The organism is Alienimonas californiensis, from assembly GCF_007743815.1.
GTDB lineage: Bacteria > Planctomycetota > Planctomycetia > Planctomycetales > Planctomycetaceae > Alienimonas > Alienimonas californiensis.
In genome coordinates this window covers 1,869,265-1,890,633 of the sequence record NZ_CP036265.1, presented here as the reverse complement: position 1 = coordinate 1,890,633, position 21,369 = coordinate 1,869,265, and the positions used below count along the sequence as shown (strand labels likewise).

Genomic DNA, 21,369 nt, shown 5'->3' with positions numbered 1-21,369 from the left:
ACCGTCTACGCCCCCGCCGACGGCGTTTCGCCCTCGGCGGCCTGTTCCGGGGCGGCGAAGACGGCGTCCTGGATGGGGACCAGCACGTCCAGCACCCGCCGCAGGATCGCCGCCGGGCTGCCGATGGCGTCCAGGCGGTGGATCACCTCGGGGGGGTAGAACTCGGAGACCGGCGCCGTGGCCCGCGAGTAGACCTCGTAGCGGTGGCGGATGATGTCCTCGCTGGCGTCGTCCATCCGGCCCTCCCGCAGGGCCCGGCGGCGGAGGCGGGTGACCATCGCCTCGGTGTCGGTGCATTCGAGGTGAATCAGGGCCTTCACCTCGACGTGCTCCTGGAGCATCTGCGCCTGGTGCACGTTGCGGGGGATGCCGTCGAGGATCAGCAGGTCCTCCCGCGGCTTGAAGCTGGACAGGAACATGTGGGCGTCCAGCGCCCGCCGCCAGACCTTGACGGTCAACTCGTCCGGGACGAGGTCGCCGCGGGAGATGTGCCGGGTGATCTCGCGGCCGTCCTCCCCGCCGAGGTCGATCGAGCGGAAGATGTCGCCGCTGCTGAGGTGAAAGAACCCGGGGATGCGGGCCAGAATGCTGCCCTGCGTGCCCTTGCCGACGCCGGGGGCGCCGAACAGCAATGCGGCGGGGAAACGGCGGCGATCTTCGGCGCGGTGGCGTTCGCCGTGGCGGGCGGGAGCGTCGGGCATCAGGGCGCGGGGCGGTGACGACGGGCGGACGATGAAGCGGACAGCCTACCACCTGGGGCGCCCCCCGACCGCCGCCAGAGGGGTCCCTGCGACCGCTTGCGTCCCACTTCGATCGGCGCCGATGGGTCGAACCGATCGCCGGGTCAAACGGACCGTCCAGTCCCCCGCCGCCGGGCAAGCCGGGCCATCGTGACGAAGTTGCACGCGGCGGGGATCGCGATCAGCCACCAGACGCCGAGTGTCAGAGCTTTCGCCGACAGGACGCCCCCACCCGCGGCGGGGGGACGGACTTGGGCGAGAACCGCGAACGCCTCCCGCGGGTGCCACGCTTCCAGCGGCGTCCGTTGGATATGCATCTCGAAGAGCGTTTGATGCGGCCCCGCCGACCCCGGAACGTTCAGGCCGCTCACCAACAGTCCGACGCCCACCACTCCGAACGTCGCCGCCCAAGGCCGGGCCAACGGCCACGCGAGCGACGGACGCCCGTCGGCGGGCAACGTCTTCGGTTCCCTCCGTAACGTCCGCCAGCCGGCGAGGACGGACAGCGCCGCCGGCGCCCCCAGCAGCCACCAAAGGCTGACGTAATACATGACGAAGTCGGCCGACGCCCCGGGCGGTCGGACGTTCGGCGTGGGCGAGGAACTGTCGAACCCGATCTCGGCCCGCCCGACCCCGAAGCGGTCGGCGTACTCACTCCAGCCGAGATAGCGGCGTGGCCATTCGCGGAAGGCCCAGCCGAAACAGATCGCCCGCGGATGTGGCCACCGCAGCGCCATCACCTGCACCGTGGGTCCGGCCGGGTGCGGCGAAATGAACGGTTCGGCCCCCCCGAGCCACGGCGGGAACGCCGTCACCGCCGCCCCCAACAGAGCAAGCACGATCACCCAAGGCCGCAGGATCGCGACGAGCAGTCGAACGGGGCGGGCGGAGAGGTTCATCCACCCTTCATAACGCAACCAAGCCGGACGCATGCGTCCGGCTTGGGCGTTGATCGACGGTGAACCCGAGCGTTACCGGCTCAGGAAGGCGACGACGGAGCCGACGTCGACCGGGAGGCTGACGTCGCCGAAGTCCGGCATCGCGGTGACGGTGATGCGGGGACCGGACTGGTCGAAGGAGAGGAACTCGGCCCGCTGGGTGACGTCGCTGCCGGCGACGCCCTCGTACATCCGCTTCAGGTTCGGGCGGTTGCGGACGGTGACGATGTCGCCCGGGCGGACGAGGATCGACGGCGTCTTGACCGTGCGGCCGTTCACCTGGAAGTGGCGGTGGGCGATGCCCTGGCGAGCCTGCGGGCGGGTCAGCGTCATGCCGCTGCGGCGGACGACGTTGTCCAGGCGCCGCTCGCACAGCACCATCAAGTTTTCGCCCGTGTTGCCGGGCATCCGGCGGGCCTTGTCGAACAGCGTGCGGAGCTGCTTCTCCCGCAGGCCGTAGTAGTACTTGATCTTCTGCTTCTCGATCAGGGCCAGGCCGTAGTTCGAGACCTTCCGCCGCCGGGCCGGCGGGCCGGGCGGGTTCGGACGCCGATCAAACGCCTTGCGGGCCCCGGCGTCTTCGTACACCTGAAACCCGAGCCGACGGTTAATACGGGCCTTCGGTCCGGTGTAACGACCCATGAGTGCAGCGAAGCGGGGACAGAACGAGAGGGACGGAGCGCGACAGCCGACAAACGCAACGGTCGCGCGGGTCGGGGAGGGTATCGGGGGGCGGTCGGCGGATCAACCGACTTCGCCGACTTCCCGCCTCCTTCTCGCCCGTTTCCGGGCGCGCCGCCTCGCGGCGACGGCGGAGCGGGGGACGGGAGAACGTCGTCGGGAGACCGTGCGAGGCCGAATCGGTCCGAGCCACGTTGCCACCGGGCCGGGAGCGGGGGAGGGTAACGCCGTCTCGCCCCCCGTTCCGGACGTCGTGTCGTGGCCCGCCTGCTCGCTCTGCTGCCCTGCCTCTGCGTCGCCGTCGCGTCGGCCGCGGAGCGACCCAACGTCGTCGTGTTTCTCTCCGACGATCACACCCTCACCGATTCGTCCCTGTACGGTTCGACGGACCTGAAGACCCCGCAGATGGAGCGGGTCGCCGGGCGGGGCATGACCTTCGACCGGGCCTTCGTCGTCTCGCCCAGTTGCGCCCCCAGCCGGGCCGCCCTGCTGACCGGCCTGCTGCCCGCCCACAACGGGGCCGAGCCGAACCACGCCCGGCCGCGGCCGGAGATCAAGAAGCTGCCGGCGTACTTCCACGACCTCGGCTACGAAGTCGTCGCCTTCGGCAAGGTGGCTCACTACCGGCAGGTGACCGAGTACGGCTTCGACGTGGCGAAGCACTTCGGCTACCACGACGACGTCGCCGTGACCGAGGCGATTGAGTGGCTGAAGAACCGCACCGACGAGCGCCCGCTGTGCCTGTTCGTCGGCACCAACTGGCCGCACGTGCCCTGGCCGAACCCGGAGGACGTCGACCCGAAGTCGATCCGAATCCCGCCGACCCACGTGCAAACCCCCAAAACGCGGCAGGCCCGGGCGAAGTACTATCAGGCCGTGCTGACGATGGACGAGGAACTCGGCCGCACCTTCGACGCCGCCTACGAGGTCCTCGGCGAGAACACGCTGTTCGTGCACTCCAGCGACCACGGAGCCCAGTGGCCGTTCGGGAAGTGGACCCTCTACGACGACGGCCTGCGGACCCCGCTGATCGCCGTCTGGCCCGGCAAGATCGCCCCCGGCGTGCGGACGGACGCGATGGTGACCTGGGTCGATCTGCTCCCCACGCTGGTCGCGGCCGCGGGCGGCGACCCGGCGAAACAGGCCGGGAAGGACGCGCTGGACGGCCGCTCCTTTCTGCCCGTGCTGCTCGGCGAGACGGAAACCCACCGCGACCGCGTCTTCGCCACGCACAGCGGCGACGGCAGTATCAACGTCTATCCGTCGCGCAGCCTGCGGGACGGACACTATAAATACATCCTCAACCTGCACCCGGAGTACAAGTTCACCTCCCACGCCACGGAGAAGCCCGGCGATACCGGCTACTGGCCGAGTTGGGTGAAGAAGGCGGAGAACGCCCCCGCCGCGGCCGAGAAAGTGAACCGCTACCAGCAACGCCCCGCTGAAGAATTGTACGACGTGCAGGCCGACCCGCACGAGGTGAATAACCTCGCCGCCGACCCGGCCCACGCGGAACGCCTGAAGGCCATGCGGGCCGCCGTCGAGGCGTGGATGGACGAGATGGGCGACCAGCGAACGGTCTACGGCGAACCGACGCTGCTGGCGCCGTAAACCGCGGATCGCTGACCCGGCCCCCCCGGTTCGCCGTCGCCGCGAGGCGGCGCGCACCCGTGACAGCGCTCGCGCCGCCTCGCGGCGACGGCGAAGCGGGGGAAGTTCACGCCGGGGGCGGGGGCGGGTTCTCGGCGGCCATTTCCGGGCGCATGTCCGGGCTGCTGGTGCCGCCCTTCACGACGATCGGGTCGGTGAACAGCTTGCTGTTGGGCAGGAAGATGTCGTCGCCCTCGTTCTCCAGGAAGGTGTAGCGGAGGTCGATCCGCTTCACCACGCCCTCGAACCCGCCGCACTTGACCGTGTCGCCCTCGTCGAAGGGCTTATAAAGGATGATCAGCACGCCGGCGATCAGGTTGGAGACGATGTCCTTCAACGCGAAGCCCAGCGCGAAGCCGGTCAGGCCCAGGCCGGCGATCGCGGCGGTCATGTCGATGCCGGCGGTCTCCAGGCCGACGATCAGCCCCGTCACGATCAGCGTGATGTAGACGCCCTTCGCCAACAGCCGGCCCAGCGAACGGTCCACGCCGCGGGAGGTCGCCAGCCGGCTGGTCACGCCCCGCAGGATCACCGCCAGCAGCCAGAAGGCCAGGAAGATGCCCACCCCGGCGGCCAGCCAGGGCAGGAACTCCCACAGGTCGGCCCGGAACTCGTTCCACATCTGCTCCCCGGCGCTCAGCGGGTCGCGGGCGCCCTCGGCGGCCTTCACGGGGGTCTGGTCCGGGACGTTCTCCGCCCGGTCGGCGTCCATTTGAAGCAGCATCTTGAATGTCGAATGAGGAATGTCGAATGACGGAGCGGTGAGCCGCCGACCACCGTACCGCCCCGCTCCTCATTCCTCATTCGTCATTCCGCCGCCCGGATCAGCCCGCGACCGGCCAGCCAGGTTTCGAAGGCCCCGGTCCAGTCCGGCCCCGGGTTGCCGCGGGCTTCGCTGTCGGGGCCGCCCAGGCCCCAGCCGTGGCCGCCCCGGTCGAAGACGTGCAGCTCCGCGGGAACGTTCGCCGCCCGACAGGCCTGCCAGAACAGCACGCTGTTCTCCGCCGGCACGCCCTCGTCGCCGTTGGTGGTCACGAGGAATGACGGCGGCGTGTCGGCCGTCACCTGCGTTTGCAGGGAGAGTCCGGCGAGTTGCTCCTCCGTCGCCCCCGCGCCGAACAGGGTCCCGCCGTCGCCCGCCAGGCGGGGGATCTCACGCAGCCCCGCGGGTTGGATGTAGGTGATGCGGGGATAGATCATCACCGCAAAGTCCGGCCGGGCCGAGACCGAAGCGGCCAGCGGGTCGGCGTCGGCGAGGGGATTCAACTCGCGGGCCTCGTCGGTGTGCAGGGTGGCGGCGCTGGCGGCGAGGTGCCCGCCGGCGCTGAAGCCCAGCACGCCGACCTTCGCCGGGTCGACGCCGTACTCCTTGGCGTGCTTCCGCATCAGCCGGATACCCCGCTGGACGTCCAGCAGCGGCGCCGGGTGCAGCGGGCCGGGGACCTGCTTCTTCACCCGGTACCGCAGCACCGCGGCGGTCACGCCGCGGTCGGTCAGCCACTTCGCCACGTCCCTGCCCTCGTGGGCGGTGGCGAGGACGTGGTAGCCGCCGCCGGGGCAGACGATCACCGCCGCGCCGTTGGGGCTCTTCGGAACGTGGATCGCCAAGGTCGGGGCGTCGGCCCCGTCGGCCAGCCCGCCGGGGATCGAACCGTCCGCCGTTTCAGCGCCCGCCCACAGCGGCAGGACCACGGCGCCCTCGACGGGCGGGCCGTCCAACTCGACCGGCGGAGCGGCGAGCGCGGGAACCAGCAGGGCAGGCAGCAGGGCGGCGAGCATCGCGGGCGGGCGGCGGGGAAACGGCGGGTGTTCAGGTCACGCGACGGGCGTCACTCGCCCAGCAGGCCGCGGCCGGCCAGCCACTTCTCGCAGGCGCCGGTCCAGTCCGGCCCCTTGCGGCCCTTCGCGTCGCCCAGCCCGAAGCCGTGCGGACCGTGCTGGTAGACGTGCAGTTCCGCCGGGACCTTGTGGGCCCGACAGGCCTGCCAGAACAGCACGCTGTTCTCGGGCGGCACGCCGGCATCCTCGTTGGTGGCGACGAGGAAGGACGGGGAAGTCTCCGCCGTCACGCGGTTCTGGAGCGAGAAGGTTTCGTACTGCGCGTCGGTCGCGTCCGCGCCCAGCAGGTTGCGGGCGCTGCCGCGGTGGGCGACGTCGCCGGTGAAGGTGATCACCGGGTAGATCATCACCGCAAAGTCCGGCCGGGCGGAGACGGCCCCGGCCAGCGGGTCGGCGTCGGCGAGGGGATTCAACTCGCGGGCCTCGTCGGTGTGCAGGGTGGCGGCGCTGGCGGCGAGGTGCCCGCCGGCGGAGAAGCCCAGCACGCCGACCTTCGCCGGGTCGACGCCGTACTCCTTGGCGTGCTTCCGCATCAGCCGGATACCCCGCTGGACGTCCAGCAGCGGCGCCGGGTGCCGGTTCGGACTGACCCGATACCGCAGCACCCCGGCGGTGATCCCCTTGGAGTTCAGCCAGGCGGCGACGTCTTTGCCCTCGTGCCCGGTCGCCAGCGTGCCGTACCCGCCGCCGGGGCAAACGACGATCGCCGTGCCGTTGGGGTTCTCCGGCTTGTGAATGGAGAGCGTGGGGGCGTCGCCGCCGGCCAGTCCGCCCGGGATGCCCCCGGCGGGCACTTCGACGGCTTCCCAGAGGGGGAGGACCGTGGCGTTTTCGTCAGGCTTCCCCATCAGTTCGACCGGCGGGGCGGCGAGCACGGGAACCAACAGGGCGGGAAGAAGTGCGGCGGCGATCATGCCGGGACGATAACGGGGGCGCCGGCCGATGCGTTAGCGTGGGCGGATGTTCGACCCGAACGGCCCCGTGCTGCTGATCTCCGCGCTGCAGCGCGAGTTGCCGCCGCCGGACGGCCCGCTGCGGGACGTGCGGATGATCGCTGGAGGGGTCGGGCGGCGGCGTGCCGAGGCGACGACCGCCGACGCGATCGGCTGGCTCAAGCCGCGGCTGGTCGTGTCGATCGGCTACTGCGGGGGCCTCGACCCGGCGTTGAAGACCGGCGACGTGGCAACCGCCGACGCCATCCTCGCCCCGGACGGCACCCGTTACGTTGCCGAACCGCTGGGCGAGCCGGCCGTCACGCTCGCCACGGTGGACCGTCCGCTGCTGACCGCGACCGACAAAGCCGCGTTGCGGAAGCGCACCGGGGCCGCGGTCGTCGATATGGAGGCCTCCGGCGTTGCCGAAGCCTGTGCGGAGGCCGGCGTCCCGTTCGCCGCGGTGAAAGTCGTCACCGACGCCGCCGGCGACGATCTGCCGGCAGGGCTCGAACCGTTTTTGAGGTTCGCCGCCGGAGAGGGATCGATCGCGCGTTGCGCCGGGGCGTTGCTCCGACGGCCGACGCTCGTCGGCGACCTGCTTCGATTGGCGGCCACGTCGCGGCGGTGTTCTGCGAACCTCGCCGCCTACCTCACCAACGCCCTCCCCGCGCACGCGCCGCCTAGCGGCGACGGCGAACCGGGGTGAGCCCCCCTGTATCTCCCCTCACTCCTCACCCAAAACTCCTCACTCAAAATGTCCCCCTGGCGCCTCTCCGAACTGACCTATCAGGAAACCCGCGAGGAGCGGTTCCCGCTCGCCGTGCTGCCGTGGGGGGCGACGGAGCCGCATAACCTTCATCTGCCGCACGGGACGGATAATTATCAGGTGACCGCCCTCGCCGACCGGGCCTGTCAGATCGCCCATGAACGCGGAGCCAAGGTCGTGTTATTGCCCGGCGTGCCGTTCGGCACGCAGACGAATATGAAACGCTGCCCGCTGGCCCTCAACATGCACCCCAGCACGCAGCTCGCCGTGCTGCGGGACCTGTGCGGCTCGCTGCACGACGCCGGCGTGGGGCGGTTATTAATCATCAACGGCCACGGCGGGAACAACCTGAAGTTCGCCCTCCGGGAATTGATGGAACAGACGCCCGTGCATCTATTTCTGTGCGACTGGTTCGGCGGCGCCATGGACGAGGCGCGGGCCGAATTAGACCTCGCCCCCGGCTCGCACGCCGACGAGATGGAAACGTCGCTGATGCTGCATCTCCGCCCGGATCTGGTGGTCCGAAACGACGACGGCTCGCTGCGGGCCGACGCCGGGGCGACGCGGCCGCTGGCCTTGGAAAGCGTCCGCGACGGGGTGGTGCAGATCAGCCGCCGTTGGGACCTACTGACCACCGCCACCGGCGACGGCGACCCGCACGGCGCCACCGCGGAGAAGGGCGCCCGGCTCTTCGAACTGGTCAGCGACTGCCTGGCCGAGGCGATCCATGAACTCGCCGAGGCCCCGGCGACGGCCGCCTTCCCCTTCGCCGATTGAATCGCGCCAAGCCCCCGCGTCGCGTCCCCGGCAAACCCCGGTGATCGGAGATCCCTCTTGACGACGCGGCCCCGGCGTGGAAAGTAGTCTCCGGCGATGGACGCCCCGCCCCGCGGGGCGCCGGTCGCCGCGACGAGCGTTCCTCACCGACCCCGGGAGAGACGATGCGGCTCTGTCATACTGTCATGAATCACGGCGTTATGCCGGATTCGCCGCCGAACCGCGGCGGATCCTCCCGCCCCGCCGGCGGGCTTCTCTGCTCCTCCGCCCGACCTCCGTGGTCGTTTGAACCGGGCGGGCGACTCCGACGTTAGACCCCTCACGGTCACCGGCGAGGCCTTTCGCAATGAACGCGGAGGCGTCGCCGGCCGGTCGCCGCTGCGCGGTCGGAACTGAACGGCGGACCCTCCGGTCCACCACGTGGCAACGTGCGCTCCGTGCGTTCGTGCGTCCCCGCCGCCGTGAGAGACGGCGCGCGGTTCCCCTGTCCTGACTTCCTGATTCGGAGTACTCCGATGCGGACCGAAGTTTCTCTGCACCACCTCCCGCGGACGCCGCAGTTGCGGTCGATCGTGAACCAGCTCGAAGAGAAGGCGGATCGCCTGCTCGGACGGTTCGGGCGCTCGGTGCAGTCGGCGGAGGTGGTCGTGCGGGGCGGCGACGCCCATCACGGGCCGGATCTGCGGTGCACGGTGCGGGTGGCGCTGGACCGCGGCAAGGCGGTGGTGGTGAAGGCCACCGGGGCCACCCCCGCCGCGGCTGCCGCCGAGGCCCTGCTGCGAGCCCGCCGCACCGTCGCCAAACGGCTGGACGCCCTCACGCGGCACACCAACCGCGCCACCCTCCGACGGTCTCCGGCGTAGCAACCCAAGAAGACCGACCTGAACCGACGCCGGCGGGGCCCGCCCCCGCCGGCGTGTTTTATGATGGCCCGTTGAGAGCAGTCTTCACCGCGTGGCGCTCCTTGTGAGCCCGGGGCGCAAGCTCCGGCCGTGCGTCCCCTCCCTCGGCTGCGCCGAATGCCGGAGCTTGCGCTCCGGGCTCACCGGACACCCACGAGGCCTTGCTTAAGAGCGCGTTAGTCGTAACGGTGCGTTTGAATCACCGTGCCGGAATCGTCCAGGCTCACCACCCAGGTGACGGGCAGGAAGAACGTATCCACCCGCTTGCGCCACTCGAACGCGATCACCGGCGTCGGTTCCCCGGGCGGGGCGGCCGCCATGATCGTGCTGAACGCGGGCGATTCGTGGCGTTCAAACCCCGCCCCCGCCAACGGACCGGCGATTTCCGCCTCGGTCAGGCCCACCCGAACGTGACTCATCGCCTCGTCGCCGATGCCCAGTGTGTGGCGCAGGTGACGGGCGTAAACGAACAGCAGGACCACGCCCAATGCGGACGCCGCCACCGTCGCGATCATTGCCCGGGTTCCCCAGCGGCGGATGGTCCGTTCGGTCGACGGCTTCATTCCTCGTTCCCTTTGCGGCTCAGCGACCCGACCGCATGACCGCGGCGGTCATCTCAGCCGAGTACGGCGGCGCGGACTTGATCGTACAGCCGCTGGTCAAGCGCGTTCGCCTCCGCGATGCGGCGGCGGGCCTCCTCGGAGACCGGGTCGCGGTCGCCGGTCGATGTGCGGTTCACGGAGCCCTTCGAGAAGTCGCCCCGCAGGCCGGTCGCCGCCCGCAGCCGCGCCGCCGCGGCGGGCAGTTCGTCCTGAAAGCCGATCACCCCGTAGCGGGAGAGGACGACGTCGAGGGCCTGTCGCAGGGCGGCGTCCGGGTCGGCGTCGATCTGCTCCCGCGTGAGCCCGGTGAAGTGGGCGACGTAGTAGTTCCTCAACTCCCCGCTGTCGACGGCGTCGACGTAATCCTCCAGCGCCACCCCGCCCCCGCCGTCGGCGCCGGTGATCCGGGCGTATAAATAATGTCCTTCCCGGCGACGGGCGAAGAAATAGTGCGACACGATCCGCTCGACCGGGTCCCGGAACAGCGTCGCGAGGACGAGGTCCGACCGGGCGGCGTCCAGCACGCGGTTCGCGCCGTGTCCGGCGATCAGCCGAAAGGCATGCCGTTTCTCGGCCGGCAGCGCGAGGAACCGCTCCGCTGATTCATGGGGGGCCCGCCCGTCGAACAGATAGGACTCGCGCTCCGGGTAGCGCGGCTTCAGGAACTCAATGAGCGACGTGCCGGCGCACTTGGGCAGGTGGTCGAACAGAATCGGTTTCGGGCGGGGGCCCCACCGGAGCAACCGGTTCCGCAGGGAGGAAAGAATGGTCGGGCTCCGTCGTCCGAGGGCGGCTCTGCCCCGTCCCCGAACAGCGGGGAAACGCGGCGCGACGCCGACGGTATCGCCCGTCGCGCCCCCCTTCAACGACGGTCGCGTTTGCCGACGCTCCGCCTCAATTCTTCCTGTCCCCGGCGCGGCCGGCCTGATTTATTCCTGAATCCCTTTGGTGCTCAGCAGTTCGACCGCGTTGCCGTGGGGGTCGGAGAGGTACAGGCTCTCCGTGCCGTCGCGGTGCGGTTTGAGTTCGCCGAACTTCGCCGCCTCCGGGTGTACGAAGCCCAGGTGCGGCGGGTGCTGGCCGGGGGTGACCAACGCCAGCGAGACGTTGGCGAACTTCAGCAGCGCCCAGGTATCGTCCTGATAGGCGACCCGACAGGAGAAGTGTTCCTGATACCACTCGACAGCGGTTTCGATGTCGTCCGCCTCCACGGCGACGTGGTGCAAACGATCGAGGGGCGGGGCGACGGCGGGCATGGGACGAACCGAAAACGGGGGTGCGAACGGGAAGACAGTCTACCCGCTTCGCCGTCGCCGACAGGCGGCGCCCGTCGACAGGCGGCGAGGCTGCCGTCAGCGGGGGAAGCGCACCGCGTCGAGCGTTTCTCCGTCGAGGTTCTTCAGTTCCGCCGTCATCGGACCGCCGCGGGCGATGCGCAACAGCACGTAGCCGTCCTCGCCGGCCAGGAACCGGGTGTGCGGGTCCGGATAGCGGTCGCCCCGGCCGTGCAGGGAGGTGTTGAGAAAGACTGCGGAGCCCGGGGGTTCCGCCCGCTCCGCGAAATGGCCGAACCCGGCGATCACGCAGGTCTCCCCCTCCAGCGCCGCCCCCCACCGCCCGCCGGCCAGGCCGCGGACGGTGGCGTTGCGTTCGTTATAGACCGTGACTCGGAAGGCCGCCTCCTCCGCCGGGCGGTCTTCGAACCAGTTCAGTTGCTCGGACCCCGCGTCGAACGCGTGGCAGGACTGCCACGTTGTGCCGACGTCGGAGGTGTGGTTCAGGTCGACCGAGGTCAGCCGCAGGCCGAACTCCGGCAGGGTCAGCCGCCACCGCCACTCCGGTTCGCTCGGCAGGGTGAAGAAGGCCCGGAGGGCGACGGCGTCGACGTCGTAGACCGGCTCCGCCGGGGGCTCCGGACCGCGTTCGCGGATCTGGCGATCGTGGTTTCCCAGCGTGGGCAGATACGGGACGGAGCGGAACAGGGCGGGGTAATCGTCGATCAGCCGGGCGAACGGGGCGGTGCACGCGACGGCGCCCTCGCCGCAGCCGGAATGGAGGTCCGCCACCTGATCGCCCGCGGAGACCAGCAGGTGCGGGTCGTCCGCCAGGAGCGCCGAGAGATCCGGCCGGCCCTGCCAGTTCGCGACGAACGCCACCCGCAACTCCTCGGCGGGCGCCGCGGGCAGCGGGGCCGGGGACGACCAGCCGTCCGGGCCGCTCACCTGGTAGGCCCCCGTCCGGCCGGCGGGAACGGTTACTTCATGTCGCCGTCGCTCGCCCTCGACCCGGCGCTCCTCAGCGGGAGCCCCCGGCGGGCCGAACCGCACCGCGGAGGCGGCCGGCCGGTCCGTTTCCCAGCGCAGCGCCAACTGCTCCGGCCCCGCCGGGCCGTACCCCCACCGCACCGCGGAGATCGCCGCCCCCGCGGCGGCCCCGTCGGTCCGCGGCAGCGCCTTGGCCGGCGGGACCCCCTCGGCCGGCGGGACGCACAGCACGGCAAGACACAACAGCGACGGCATGACGGCGCTCAGCGGGGGCGAGGCGAACGGGAGCAGGAACGAACGGACCGGGGGTCGCGTCAGGCGGCACGCCGCCGGAGCGCTACGGCGCCTGGGCGAGCGCCGGGAGGTCCGGGGCGTCGGCGGCGTGGCGGGCGACGTGGGAGGTCAGCACGCCGTTTTCGCTCAGCAGAAAGGCGCCGCCCATCTGGAAGCCGTCGCCGTCCATCCGGCCGAGGCCGTGCTTCAGAAACGGCGCCAGCCCCTTCGCCCAGACGGTCGGCGAGAACAGCTCCCGGGCGTTCCCGCGGCCCAGGCCCAGGGCCCGGTAGACGGTGCGATCCGGGTCGGAGAAGCGGGGCAGATCGTCGAGGCCCGCCCGGGCCGCCCGCCTGGCGGCGGTGTTGGCAGCGCTCATCGTGAGGATCGCCGGCCGCACGCCGGCGGATTCGATTCGCTGCCGGTTCGCCGCCAGGGCGGCCAGTTCCGACCGGCAGTACACGCAGCCGGCGTGCCGCACGGCCAACAGCAACACCGGTCCGCGGGCCAGGTGCGACGCCAGCGTTTCCCCCCGCTGATCGACCGCCGCCCGAGCCGCCTCCGGCCAGGACCGCTCGGTCGGTGGGCCGTCGCCGAACAATTGACGGCCGAACGCGTGCCGATCGGCTGCCCGGTACAGGATCAGGGCGAAGGGAATCCACCAGATCAGGTCGTTGCCGAGGTTGTACACCCCCAGCGCCCACGGCAGTTCGCCCCGCAGCGCCCCGAACAGAAAGCCGATCGGCCCCAACACCTTCCCCAGAAAGCCCACCAGCACGATCGGCCAGTGTCGCAGCGGATCGCGGGCGGCGCAGAGGTAGCCCACGCCGTAGACCCCCACGACCATCCCCAGGCAGCGCCAGAACGCCGGGTTCCCGACCTCGATCCCGGTCCAGCCGACCGTCCACCCGACCGGCAGCAGCACGACCGCGGCGCCCCACAGCAGGTTGTAGACGCCCGCCGCAATTAGAACCGGCCGCATCCAGGGGGCGGCGATCGGGCGGGGGGCGCGGGGGGAACGCATCGCATCGAAATGTTACCGAGAGTCAGGCGAGGGGTGCGCATGCGACGACCGCTCACGGCTTCGCAGGGCCGGAGAACCCTCGGTCGCCGCGAAACCGCAAGCGGTCGCGGACGACTCACCCCGGCGGGCCGCCCCTGTTCTCTCGCAGGCGTGCGATCAGGGCGTCCTGCAACTCGGCGTCGGCGGCGTCCGGCCGCTGGCGGATCAACTCCGCCGCGAAGGCCAGCGGGAAGCCGGGCAATTCGCCGCTGTCGGTGGTCGCGTCATATTCCCCCGCATCGTTCAGGCGGTGGCAAACCAGCGCGTCCTCCGCCCACACCCACACCTCTTTGACGCCAAGCCGGGCGTAAATCGGCAGCTTCGACACGCCGGGGCTGGTGACGTCGACTTCGATGACGAGGTCCGGCGGCAGTTCCCGTTCGAGATCCGGCACGTTCGTGTCGCGGGCCGGCAGGCGGTCGAACGAACTGATGTAGAAGGATTCATCGGGATCCGCCCCGCCGCTGCCGGGCCGCCGCAGCGAGAGCGAACCGACGCCGTGGGTGCGAATCCCTCGCTCCCGGGCGAACGCGGTGGTCAACAGGGCAATCGCGGCGGAAGTGACCTCATGCAGGAAGCCCCCCTGCCGTTCCATCTCCAGCCGGCCGGTCGGCTCGTCGAACGTGAACCTGAAACACTCTGTGTCGGGAGCGTCTGCCAGCCGGACGTACGTCTCCCAGTCCACGCCGTCCAACACCACTCGCGTTCCGGGCGGCATCTCCGCCGAGGGCGGGGCGAGGGCGGACATGCGCGTCGTGACGGTCGAGAACGGAGCGCCCAGTTTACCGCGGTTCCAGCCCCGGCGGGACGATGCCGTACTCGGCGCCGGTCTCCGGGGCCGGGAGGTCGCCGAGGCGGCTGCGGGCGGGGGCGGCGACGTTCGCCCAGACGTTGTCCGCGAACTTGAACGTCTCCGCCGCGGCGCCGGGGCCAACGTTCACCCGCGTCCACACGCTGCCGGCCTCCCAGACGATCACGTTCCCCACGATCACGCCGCCGCGGGTGTCGATCAGGTGGGCGGCGTCGTTTTCCTTGAGGATGCGGAAGGGGAACCGGGTCTGGTCCCGCAGAGTGCAGCCCTCGACCCGTCCGCCGTCGGAGCCGACGAAGGCCACCGCGGCGGCCCCGCCGATCAGGTCGCAGCCGCGAACCGTCACGTCGGCGGCTTCGTACGGGGCATTGGGCGGGCGGAAGAAGGCGAGCCCGGTGGACCCGCCGAGGTTCACGCAGCGTTCCGTCACGCCCTCGACGCGGCAGTTCTCGAACAGCACGTCGCGGCTGCCGCCCTTTGCCTGCAGACCGATCCCCGGCCCAACCTCCCCGGTCGCCCCGCCGTCCAGCCGGCAGCGGCGGATCGCGGCGTCGTGGCAGCCGACCAGATCGATCCCCTGGCCGCCCCCGCCCCAACGCTCCGCGACGCAGTCGTGCATCCGCAGGCCGTCGACGCCGGAGAGCTTAAACCCGTCCAGATTCGCCGCCCGCTCCGGCAGTCCGCCGCTGTCCCGCACCGTGACCCGGCGGAGCGTCAGCGGCCCGGCTGGGGCGTCCCGATCGCCGCCGTCGTCGGCGTTCAACCCGTTGCCGGAGGCCCCCTCGAAGATCAGATCGCTCAGCACCGCGTGGGCCGGGCGGGTCAACTTGATGCCGGAGGCCCCGCCGCGGAACGTCGGCGGATTGCGGGGGTCGTCGCCGATCAGCGTGATCGGCCGCCCCGGTTCGCCGCGGGGGGACCACTCGAACCCGCCGCGGTACACGCCGGGCTTCACCCGCACCGTGTCCCCCGGCCCGGCGGCGGCGAGGGCATCGCGGAGAGCGGCGTCGGAGCCGACCGTCACCTCGGCCGCGGCGGAGACGCCGGTCAGGGGCGCGCCCGTCAGCAGGGCCGCCGCCGTGACGGCGACGCAGCGGAGAGGGAATCGGGCGACGAACACGGCGGGAACTCCGGGGCGGGCGAACGCCCGAGCATCCGCCGCGGCCCCCGGGCCTTCAACTGGCCCCGACGTTCAACCGGACTCGGTGCTCAACTGGGTTCGAGCAGGTCCTCGTCGCTCGACGGCGTCCCGGTCGCGGCGGAGCCGGGGGCCAGCAGCGTTTCGACGGGTGGGCGCCAGGCCCAGATCACCCAGCCGGCCAGCAGCGTGACGCCGAACGCCGCCAGCAGGCTCGCCGCCATCTGACTGAACCAGTGCCCGCCCAGCACGATCCGGCAGCAGGCCCCGGCGATCAGCAGCAGGGCGGCGACGACCACGGCGGTCACGGCCTGCGGCTTCGGCATCGTCCGCGGGAACAGCAGCGCCGCCCCGAACGCCGCCCCGAACACCAATCCGAAGGTCGACGGCAGGCCGGAGGAATCGCTCGGCGAGGCGATCGGGACGAACTCGACGATCGGCTTCGGCACGTAGATCGCCGCCCGCAGGCCCATGTCGATCAGCAGGGTCATCAGGAACACGGCCGGAACCGCGACCGCCCCCCGCCAGCCGGCCTTCGCCCAGGCCAACGCCGCCCCGACGAGCACCGTCAGCCAGACCAGCGGCGGCTTCGCCGTCGAGGTCAGCCACGCCGCCCAACCGGGGTCGGCGCCGAACAGCGACTGCAAGCCTTTGGTCAGGGCGACGTCGCCCGGCAGCGGCCCCTGAGCGTTCCATGAGGTCGCCCCCACCACGGCCGCGGCGACTAGGCAGGCGACCGCGGCGAGAAACAATCGGTGGGCGAGCAACATGGGCGAGCGGGGTTTTGGAAGCGGAGCGGTCATCGATTGTCCTCCCCGGAGACCTGCCGCAGCCGCTCGGCGAAGGCGGCCTGCAACTCGCCGTCGTCCCGGTCGCCGCGAGTGCGGATCAACTCCGCCGCGACCGCCAGCGGGAACCCGGGCAGTTCCACACTGTCCGCCGTGACCGCGTATCCGCCGGACTCGGAAAGTCGGTGAGCGGCGAGGGACCCGTCGGCGGCGTTCCAGACCCACACCTCCGGCACGCCGAGCGCCGCATAGATCGGCAGTTTCTCGACGCCCGGGCTCGTCACGTCGACCTCGATCGCCAAGTCCGGCGGGAGGGCGCCGCTGGAGAGGTCCAACGTGTTCGCGTCCAGGTCCGGGGCGTCATCGAGGCTGGAAATATAGAACGATTCGTCGCACTCCAGCCCGCGATCAAGATCCTCTCGGCCGAGCGTCACGCCTCCTGTCGCCCGGAACCGCGGTCCGCCGGATTGACGAAACGCCATTACGAAATATGCGATCAGGCGGGCGACGGACTCGTGCAACGGTCCTTGGGGCATCTCGATCTCCAGCCGTCCGCTCGGGCCGTCGTAGGTCAGCTTGAAGCGAGCGTTCGCCGGTTCGTCCCGCAGCCGGCGGTACATCTCCCAATTCGCGCCCGCCAGCACGCACCGTCCGGCGGGCGCCGGGGCCGTCACGCGGTCGCGGGGCGGAACGGGGGCCGTCGAACCGCGACGCACAGCGGGCGCGGCGAGCGGAGGCGAATCGGCGAGCAAAGCCATGGGCGTTCTCCGAGGGACCCGTCAGTGTAGCAAATCCTCTCTCTCAGTAAGCGTAACGCCGAGGCCCCGCGGGGCCTCGGCGTTACGGGCGGCTGACAGAGAACCCGGGGTCAATGCGGGGCGATCAGCTCCGGGGCTTCGATCCGCATTTCCTCGGCCAGTTCTCGCAGCTTGCCGATCGCCCGGTTCTGGAGCTGGCGGACCCGCTCCTTGCAGATGCCGAGCTGCCCTGCGACGACCTGCAACGTCTGGACGCCTTCGCTTTCCTCCAGCCCGAAGCGGGCGGTGAGGATCATCCGCTCCCGTTCGTCCAGCTCCCCGGCGGCCTTGGCCATCAGGCGCTGGAAGTCGGCGTACTGGCCTTCGTTGAGGTGCCGTTCCTCGTGCTCGTGCGGGCTCTCGGAGATGATCTCCCCGGTGCCCAGCACCATCCGGCTGTTCCGCCGGCCCCGCTGCTGGACCATGCGGTAGTAGGCCCGACGGATCGCGTGCGTGGCGTAGGTGCTGAACCGGAAGCCGCGGCCGTAGTCGAACTTCGCCACGGCGTTCAGCAGGGCGACGTTCCCCTCGGAGACGAACTCGTCGAAGGAGACGTTCTGATCGGCGAACTTGCGGGCGATGCTGACCACCAGCCGCAGGTTGCAGCGGGCGATGCGGTTGCGGGTCGTCTTCGCCTCGGCGAGGAGGAACTCGATCTCCTCCAGCTTCTTCTTGCCGGGGCGGTGCGGGGAGAGGCTCTCCCGCAGCCCGGCGGCCTTCCACTTCAGGAAGTTCATTTTGCGAAACAGCGCCGCCTCGTGCTTGGGCGTCAACAGCGGGACTTCGTACAGCCCGGCGAGATAGTTCGGCAGCCCCTCGGGGCGGCGGGCCCGGCGGCCGGGCGTGCCCTCCTCGATCAGCGGGGTGGCGAGGATTTCCTTCTGCACCGCGGGGTCGGCGAACTCCGGGTTGTCGATGAAGTCGCACTTTGCCTTGAGGACCGCGGCGGCCCGCGACTGTCGGCCGGCCTTGGACTCCGGGTCGACCGGCATCGGCCCGGACACGGCGTCCGCCGGCAGGCGGTTCTGTGTCGGCAGGCGGTTGACCGGGGTCCGCCCGGCCCGGCCCGCTTTCTCCTGACCGCGTTGTGTGGGGGACGCAGCTGGGGGAGGGGTCTGCGTCGCGAGGCGAGCGGCGGGCATGACGGGCGGTCCGTTCGAGAGGAGGCTGGCGTCCGGGAGGAAGACTCCCGGAGCGGGTCCGCGGCCGATCCCGGCGCCCGTCGCCTTCTCGCTAAAAACAGGCCCTGCGGGGGCGCGTCCCGAGCGATCTGGCAGCGGGGGTCCGGTCGGTCTCGCGGCGGGGCGGCGTCGAAACGTCCAAATCGTTCACCGCGAAAGGTGACCATAGACAGGGGGGCCGGCGTTCTCAATCACCTCGCCGGGTCCGACTCCCGCGCCCTGGGGTGAGGGATTCCCCCGTTGCAACAGGAAGTTGCCTGTTGCAACGGTAAACTGCGGCCAAGCCGATGACCAGTGCCGACCTCTTGGAGACTCCCGCGGAGCCGTCCTCCCCGCGTCAGCTCAGCCGGGCCGCGAGCATCGCCAGTGCCAGAGCCCCACGGCCGGACCACAGCAGCGTGCGCAGCCAGTTCGTGCCCACCAGCGCCGCGTGGGCGGCGGGGACGAAGCCCGCGGCGAGTTCCCGATGGCGGGGGACCTGCAGGAAGCCGGTCGAGAGCCAGATTCCCGCCGTCAGCGTCGCTCCCAGCCAGCATTGCCACGCCGGCACGCCCGCGGGCGGCTGCACGGCCAGCCAGCCGCTGACGGCCAGTTCCGCCAGCATCAGCGGCGCCACGATCCAGGTGATGCGGAGGGAGTGCCGGCGTTCGTATTCCGCAAACCCCTCCGCCCCGACGCCGTCGAACAGCGGGTAATGCACAAGCTGCACCGTCCAGATCAGCCCGACCAGCGGCAGGGTGACGGCGGCCTGAACCAGCAAGACGGCGACGTCCGTCACGGGAAAGCTCCAAGGACCAAGAGATCAAGAACCAAACTCTGAGGTCGAACTCTGTCTTCCCCCCTTGGTTCTTGATTTCTTGGTCTGGGAATTTCCGCCTAGCCCTGGTTGACGACCCGCTTCCGCACGTCGACCTGCACTTCGCCGAAGGTCTGTTCGTGCTGGCGGAGGGCGACGTTCAGGGCCCCCAGCAGACGCTTGGCGGTGTAGGGGTTCATCACGATCCGCTGGGCGACGGTCACCTTGGCCGGGACGCCGCCGCCGGGGTGCGGGTTGAGGCCGACGTCGAGGATGATCTCCTCGGGGCTGCGGGAGACGCGGCAGAAGTTGGCGTAGCAGACGGCGGCGCCGCTGTCGTCGAACTGCACGTTGACGCGTTGCTGTTGCTCAGGCGCGTCTTGGGCGGCTTCAGGGTCGGGGGGGAGGGCGTCGCTGCTCATCGGGGCGTCCGGTGCGGGGGATCGGGAATGCGGGGGGGCGACCGTCTTACCGGGGGGCCGCCGCGGCGGCAACGCGGGGCGGAACCGGAGCTCCCCGCCGCGGGAGGAGGGCGGCCGCGCCGCGCCGGGGGGCGGGAAGAAGGACGAAAGCGGGCGGACGGGAACGGCGGGACCGCCTCGGACTGGATTGCCCCGGCCGACCTGCATAGACTCCCCGATCCTCCGTTCCGGCGCACCGTGACCCGGCGCCGCGCCCGTTTCGTTTCGCCCCGTCGTCTCCGCTCCCGATGCCCAACTCTCCCAGCGCCAAAAAGGCCCTCCGTAAGAGCCAGAAGCGGCGGTTGGTGAACCGGTCGAACCGCAGCGCGCTGCGGACCAACCTGAAAAAGGCCCGCGTCGCGGTCGAGGGGCAGCCGTCCGAGGCTGCCGACGACGTGAAGACGGCGATGCGGCACCTGGACATCTCCGCCGGCCGCGGCCTGATTCATAAGAACAAGGCCGCCCGCCTGAAGAGCCGGCTGGCCAAGAAGCTCAACGCCGCCCTCACCGAAAGCTGAGGCCGACGCCGGCGTCGATCGTCGGCGGTTCCATCGAAAACGCCCGCCGCAGATCGCGGCGGGCGTTTTCGTGCGCGGTCGGTCAGGCGCCGCTGTAAGGAGGCGTCGTCACCGGGAGGCGCTGCAGGCCGCCGGCGCCGATCGCCAGTCGTTGCGGCCCGCGCGGTCGCGGCGCTCCGGGCGGGAGCGCACAAAAACACCGCGGCCGGCGAACCGACCGCGGTGCGGAGAACGGCGAGCAGAGGGCGCTCAGTCGTAATCGGAGGCGCTGACCGGGGCCTGCAGCGGCAAGCCGGAGGTGGCGCTGCCGTCACGGGCGAAGGAGAGGGCCGACCCGCCGCTGGAGATCAGGCGGATGTAGACGTCGCGGGCGATGTTGTCGTTGAAGCTGGTGGCCCGACCGTCGCAGAACCCGACGATGATCGCCCCGCCGGAGTGCTCCGACGAGGGCCGCGGCCGCGCCACGTTGCTGTTGAACTTGGCGTTCGGCTTGCCCGGGTCCTCGTTGGCGAACGGCAGGTAGGCGCCCTCCTGCGGGAAGGTCGCGGCGACGGGGGAGTCGCCAGTGCTGGCCACGGTCGCCCCGAAGGCGAGGCCGAAGGCGTTGCCGTCGAGCCAGCTCGACTGGGTGTCGTTCTCGGAGATCCACATCGTGTTGGTGGTCCCGTCCCAGTTGCCGATCTGGTCCAGCGTCAGTTGAGCCGGGGACGCGCCGGGGACGTCGATGTCGCCGCCGACCGGCATGTGCATCGCCCCGCTCTTGAGGTGGACGTCGACATTGTTCGGCACGTCGACGCCGTTGACGGTCCAGTCGTAGTTGCTGGGGGTGTGGGCGCCGGCGTTCCCGCCGGTGCCGTCGGCCAACGGGGTGATGCTGCTGCCGAAGTAGCCGCCGTTCGCCCGGTAGCTCAGGCCGTAGTTGGCACTGGCGTTGACGCTGTCGTCCGGGCAGACGTAGCTCTTCACCTGGCCGGTGCCGAGGTTCAGCACCGCGATCCGGTCGGTGAAGTCAGCGACGTCGGAAGTGGTCAGGTGCAGCTCTTCCAGGCTGCTGATCGAGCGGTCCAGCGACCGGGCGTCCATCTGCGGCAGGATCGACCGCGGCCACGTGTTGCGGGCGGCGATGCCGGCGTTGCTCCGGTCCGCGAGCCGGTACACCCCGTCGCGGATGTGGGGCAGCTTGCCGCTGTTGCTGGTGGATTTGTTGGTCAGCGCCAGGGTGATCTGCTTGACATTGTTCTGGCACTGCATCAGCCGGGCGGCGGCGCGGGCCTGCTGGACGGCGGGGGCCACCAGCGAGATCAGCACCGCGATGATGCTGATGACCACCAGCAGTTCGATTAGCGTAAACCCGGTGCGGCCGGGTTTCAGGAAGAGCTGGCCCCGCCGCGCCGCGGCGAGGGGTCGGCGGGGGCGGGGGAGGTTCATCGGGTCGGAGCCTTGAGCGAG

24 protein-coding genes are annotated in these 21,369 nt (G+C 70.8%); 5 read left to right on the top strand and 19 right to left on the bottom strand.

What is annotated here, in order from left to right:
* Positions 1 to 5: 5 nt before the first annotated feature.
* From CA12_RS07250 to rpsD, 3 genes are all read right to left on the bottom strand, one after another.
* Entirely contained in the window at positions 6 to 701 is a 696-nt protein-coding gene (locus CA12_RS07250; protein ID WP_145358186.1) for an adenylate kinase family protein, read from the bottom strand.
* 143 nt (positions 702 to 844) lie between these two features.
* Positions 845 to 1,639 (bottom strand): hypothetical protein, encoded by a 795-nt coding sequence (locus tag CA12_RS07245; protein WP_145358185.1) that lies wholly within the window; start codon positions 1,637 to 1,639, stop codon positions 845 to 847.
* Positions 1,640 to 1,711: 72 nt separating this feature from the next.
* Entirely contained in the window at positions 1,712 to 2,320 is a 609-nt protein-coding gene (gene rpsD, locus CA12_RS07240) for a 30S ribosomal protein S4 (RefSeq protein WP_145358184.1), read from the bottom strand.
* 297 nt (positions 2,321 to 2,617) lie between these two features.
* On the opposite strand from rpsD, the gene CA12_RS07235 reads away from it, so the two are divergent.
* The gene (locus CA12_RS07235; protein ID WP_145358183.1) at positions 2,618 to 3,970 is read left to right on the top strand and encodes a sulfatase family protein; all 1,353 of its coding nucleotides are present in this window, start codon (positions 2,618 to 2,620) and stop codon (positions 3,968 to 3,970) included.
* Between the two features lie 106 nt (positions 3,971 to 4,076).
* Here the strand turns inward: CA12_RS07235 and CA12_RS07230 are convergent, their stop codons facing one another.
* The 3 genes from CA12_RS07230 to CA12_RS07220 form a co-directional block, all read right to left on the bottom strand.
* The gene (locus CA12_RS07230; protein ID WP_145358182.1) at positions 4,077 to 4,733 is read right to left on the bottom strand and encodes a mechanosensitive ion channel family protein; all 657 of its coding nucleotides are present in this window, start codon (positions 4,731 to 4,733) and stop codon (positions 4,077 to 4,079) included.
* Between the two features lie 83 nt (positions 4,734 to 4,816).
* A complete protein-coding gene (locus CA12_RS07225; RefSeq protein ID WP_145358181.1) occupies positions 4,817 to 5,788 on the bottom strand; it encodes an alpha/beta hydrolase in 972 nt (323 codons plus the stop codon).
* A gap of 50 nt (positions 5,789 to 5,838) precedes the next feature.
* On the bottom strand, positions 5,839 to 6,762 hold the full coding sequence (locus tag CA12_RS07220; RefSeq protein WP_145358180.1) for an alpha/beta hydrolase: 924 nt from the start codon (positions 6,760 to 6,762) through the stop codon (positions 5,839 to 5,841).
* A gap of 46 nt (positions 6,763 to 6,808) precedes the next feature.
* Between CA12_RS07220 and CA12_RS07215 the strand changes: the two genes are divergently transcribed.
* From CA12_RS07215 to CA12_RS07205, 3 genes are all read left to right on the top strand, one after another.
* Positions 6,809 to 7,489: a phosphorylase family protein gene (locus CA12_RS07215; protein ID WP_145358179.1), complete on the top strand. Its 681-nt coding sequence runs from the start codon at positions 6,809 to 6,811 to the stop codon at positions 7,487 to 7,489.
* Between the two features lie 48 nt (positions 7,490 to 7,537).
* Positions 7,538 to 8,326 carry a creatininase family protein gene (locus CA12_RS07210; RefSeq protein WP_145358178.1) on the top strand — a complete coding sequence of 263 codons (789 nt, stop codon included), beginning with the start codon at positions 7,538 to 7,540 and terminating at the stop codon, positions 8,324 to 8,326.
* A 515-nt stretch (positions 8,327 to 8,841) separates the two neighbouring features.
* Positions 8,842 to 9,189: an HPF/RaiA family ribosome-associated protein gene (locus CA12_RS07205; RefSeq protein WP_145358177.1), complete on the top strand. Its 348-nt coding sequence runs from the start codon at positions 8,842 to 8,844 to the stop codon at positions 9,187 to 9,189.
* 215 nt (positions 9,190 to 9,404) lie between these two features.
* Here CA12_RS07205 and CA12_RS07200 read toward each other — a convergent pair whose 3' ends face one another.
* The 12 genes from CA12_RS07200 to CA12_RS07145 all read right to left on the bottom strand — a co-directional run bounded on the left by CA12_RS07200 (position 9,405) and on the right by CA12_RS07145 (position 19,363).
* Positions 9,405 to 9,791, bottom strand: a complete 387-nt coding sequence (locus CA12_RS07200; protein ID WP_145358176.1) for a hypothetical protein — start codon at positions 9,789 to 9,791, stop codon at positions 9,405 to 9,407.
* 53 nt (positions 9,792 to 9,844) lie between these two features.
* Positions 9,845 to 10,573 (bottom strand): sulfotransferase family protein, encoded by a 729-nt coding sequence (locus tag CA12_RS07195; protein ID WP_165700605.1) that lies wholly within the window; start codon positions 10,571 to 10,573, stop codon positions 9,845 to 9,847.
* 186 nt (positions 10,574 to 10,759) lie between these two features.
* Positions 10,760 to 11,086: a VOC family protein gene (locus tag CA12_RS07190; protein ID WP_145358174.1), complete on the bottom strand. Its 327-nt coding sequence runs from the start codon at positions 11,084 to 11,086 to the stop codon at positions 10,760 to 10,762.
* A 96-nt stretch (positions 11,087 to 11,182) separates the two neighbouring features.
* Complete coding sequence (locus tag CA12_RS07185; protein WP_145358173.1) at positions 11,183 to 12,349, bottom strand: hypothetical protein; 1,167 nt, start codon at positions 12,347 to 12,349, stop codon at positions 11,183 to 11,185.
* An 82-nt stretch (positions 12,350 to 12,431) separates the two neighbouring features.
* Complete coding sequence (locus CA12_RS21960; RefSeq protein ID WP_165700604.1) at positions 12,432 to 13,391, bottom strand: AhpC/TSA family protein; 960 nt, start codon at positions 13,389 to 13,391, stop codon at positions 12,432 to 12,434.
* 115 nt (positions 13,392 to 13,506) lie between these two features.
* Positions 13,507 to 14,178, bottom strand: coding sequence for a Uma2 family endonuclease (locus CA12_RS07175; protein WP_145358172.1), 672 nt, complete (start codon positions 14,176 to 14,178; stop codon positions 13,507 to 13,509).
* Between the two features lie 34 nt (positions 14,179 to 14,212).
* Positions 14,213 to 15,361: a right-handed parallel beta-helix repeat-containing protein gene (locus CA12_RS07170; RefSeq protein WP_145358171.1), complete on the bottom strand. Its 1,149-nt coding sequence runs from the start codon at positions 15,359 to 15,361 to the stop codon at positions 14,213 to 14,215.
* 89 nt (positions 15,362 to 15,450) lie between these two features.
* Positions 15,451 to 16,149, bottom strand: a complete 699-nt coding sequence (locus CA12_RS07165; protein ID WP_145358170.1) for a hypothetical protein — start codon at positions 16,147 to 16,149, stop codon at positions 15,451 to 15,453.
* A gap of 29 nt (positions 16,150 to 16,178) precedes the next feature.
* Positions 16,179 to 16,925, bottom strand: coding sequence for a Uma2 family endonuclease (locus CA12_RS07160; RefSeq protein ID WP_145358169.1), 747 nt, complete (start codon positions 16,923 to 16,925; stop codon positions 16,179 to 16,181).
* A gap of 110 nt (positions 16,926 to 17,035) precedes the next feature.
* Positions 17,036 to 18,106, bottom strand: a complete 1,071-nt coding sequence (locus CA12_RS07155) for a sigma-70 family RNA polymerase sigma factor (RefSeq protein ID WP_145358168.1) — start codon at positions 18,104 to 18,106, stop codon at positions 17,036 to 17,038.
* Between the two features lie 376 nt (positions 18,107 to 18,482).
* Complete coding sequence (locus CA12_RS07150; protein WP_145358167.1) at positions 18,483 to 18,923, bottom strand: hypothetical protein; 441 nt, start codon at positions 18,921 to 18,923, stop codon at positions 18,483 to 18,485.
* A gap of 98 nt (positions 18,924 to 19,021) precedes the next feature.
* The gene (locus CA12_RS07145; RefSeq protein WP_145358166.1) at positions 19,022 to 19,363 is read right to left on the bottom strand and encodes a DUF3467 domain-containing protein; all 342 of its coding nucleotides are present in this window, start codon (positions 19,361 to 19,363) and stop codon (positions 19,022 to 19,024) included.
* Between the two features lie 287 nt (positions 19,364 to 19,650).
* Between CA12_RS07145 and rpsT the strand changes: the two genes are divergently transcribed.
* Positions 19,651 to 19,920, top strand: coding sequence for a 30S ribosomal protein S20 (gene rpsT, locus CA12_RS07140; RefSeq protein WP_145358165.1), 270 nt, complete (start codon positions 19,651 to 19,653; stop codon positions 19,918 to 19,920).
* 249 nt (positions 19,921 to 20,169) lie between these two features.
* Here the strand turns inward: rpsT and CA12_RS07135 are convergent, their stop codons facing one another.
* Complete coding sequence (locus CA12_RS07135) at positions 20,170 to 21,348, bottom strand: DUF1559 family PulG-like putative transporter (RefSeq protein ID WP_145358164.1); 1,179 nt, start codon at positions 21,346 to 21,348, stop codon at positions 20,170 to 20,172.
* Positions 21,349 to 21,369: the final 21 nt, after the last annotated feature.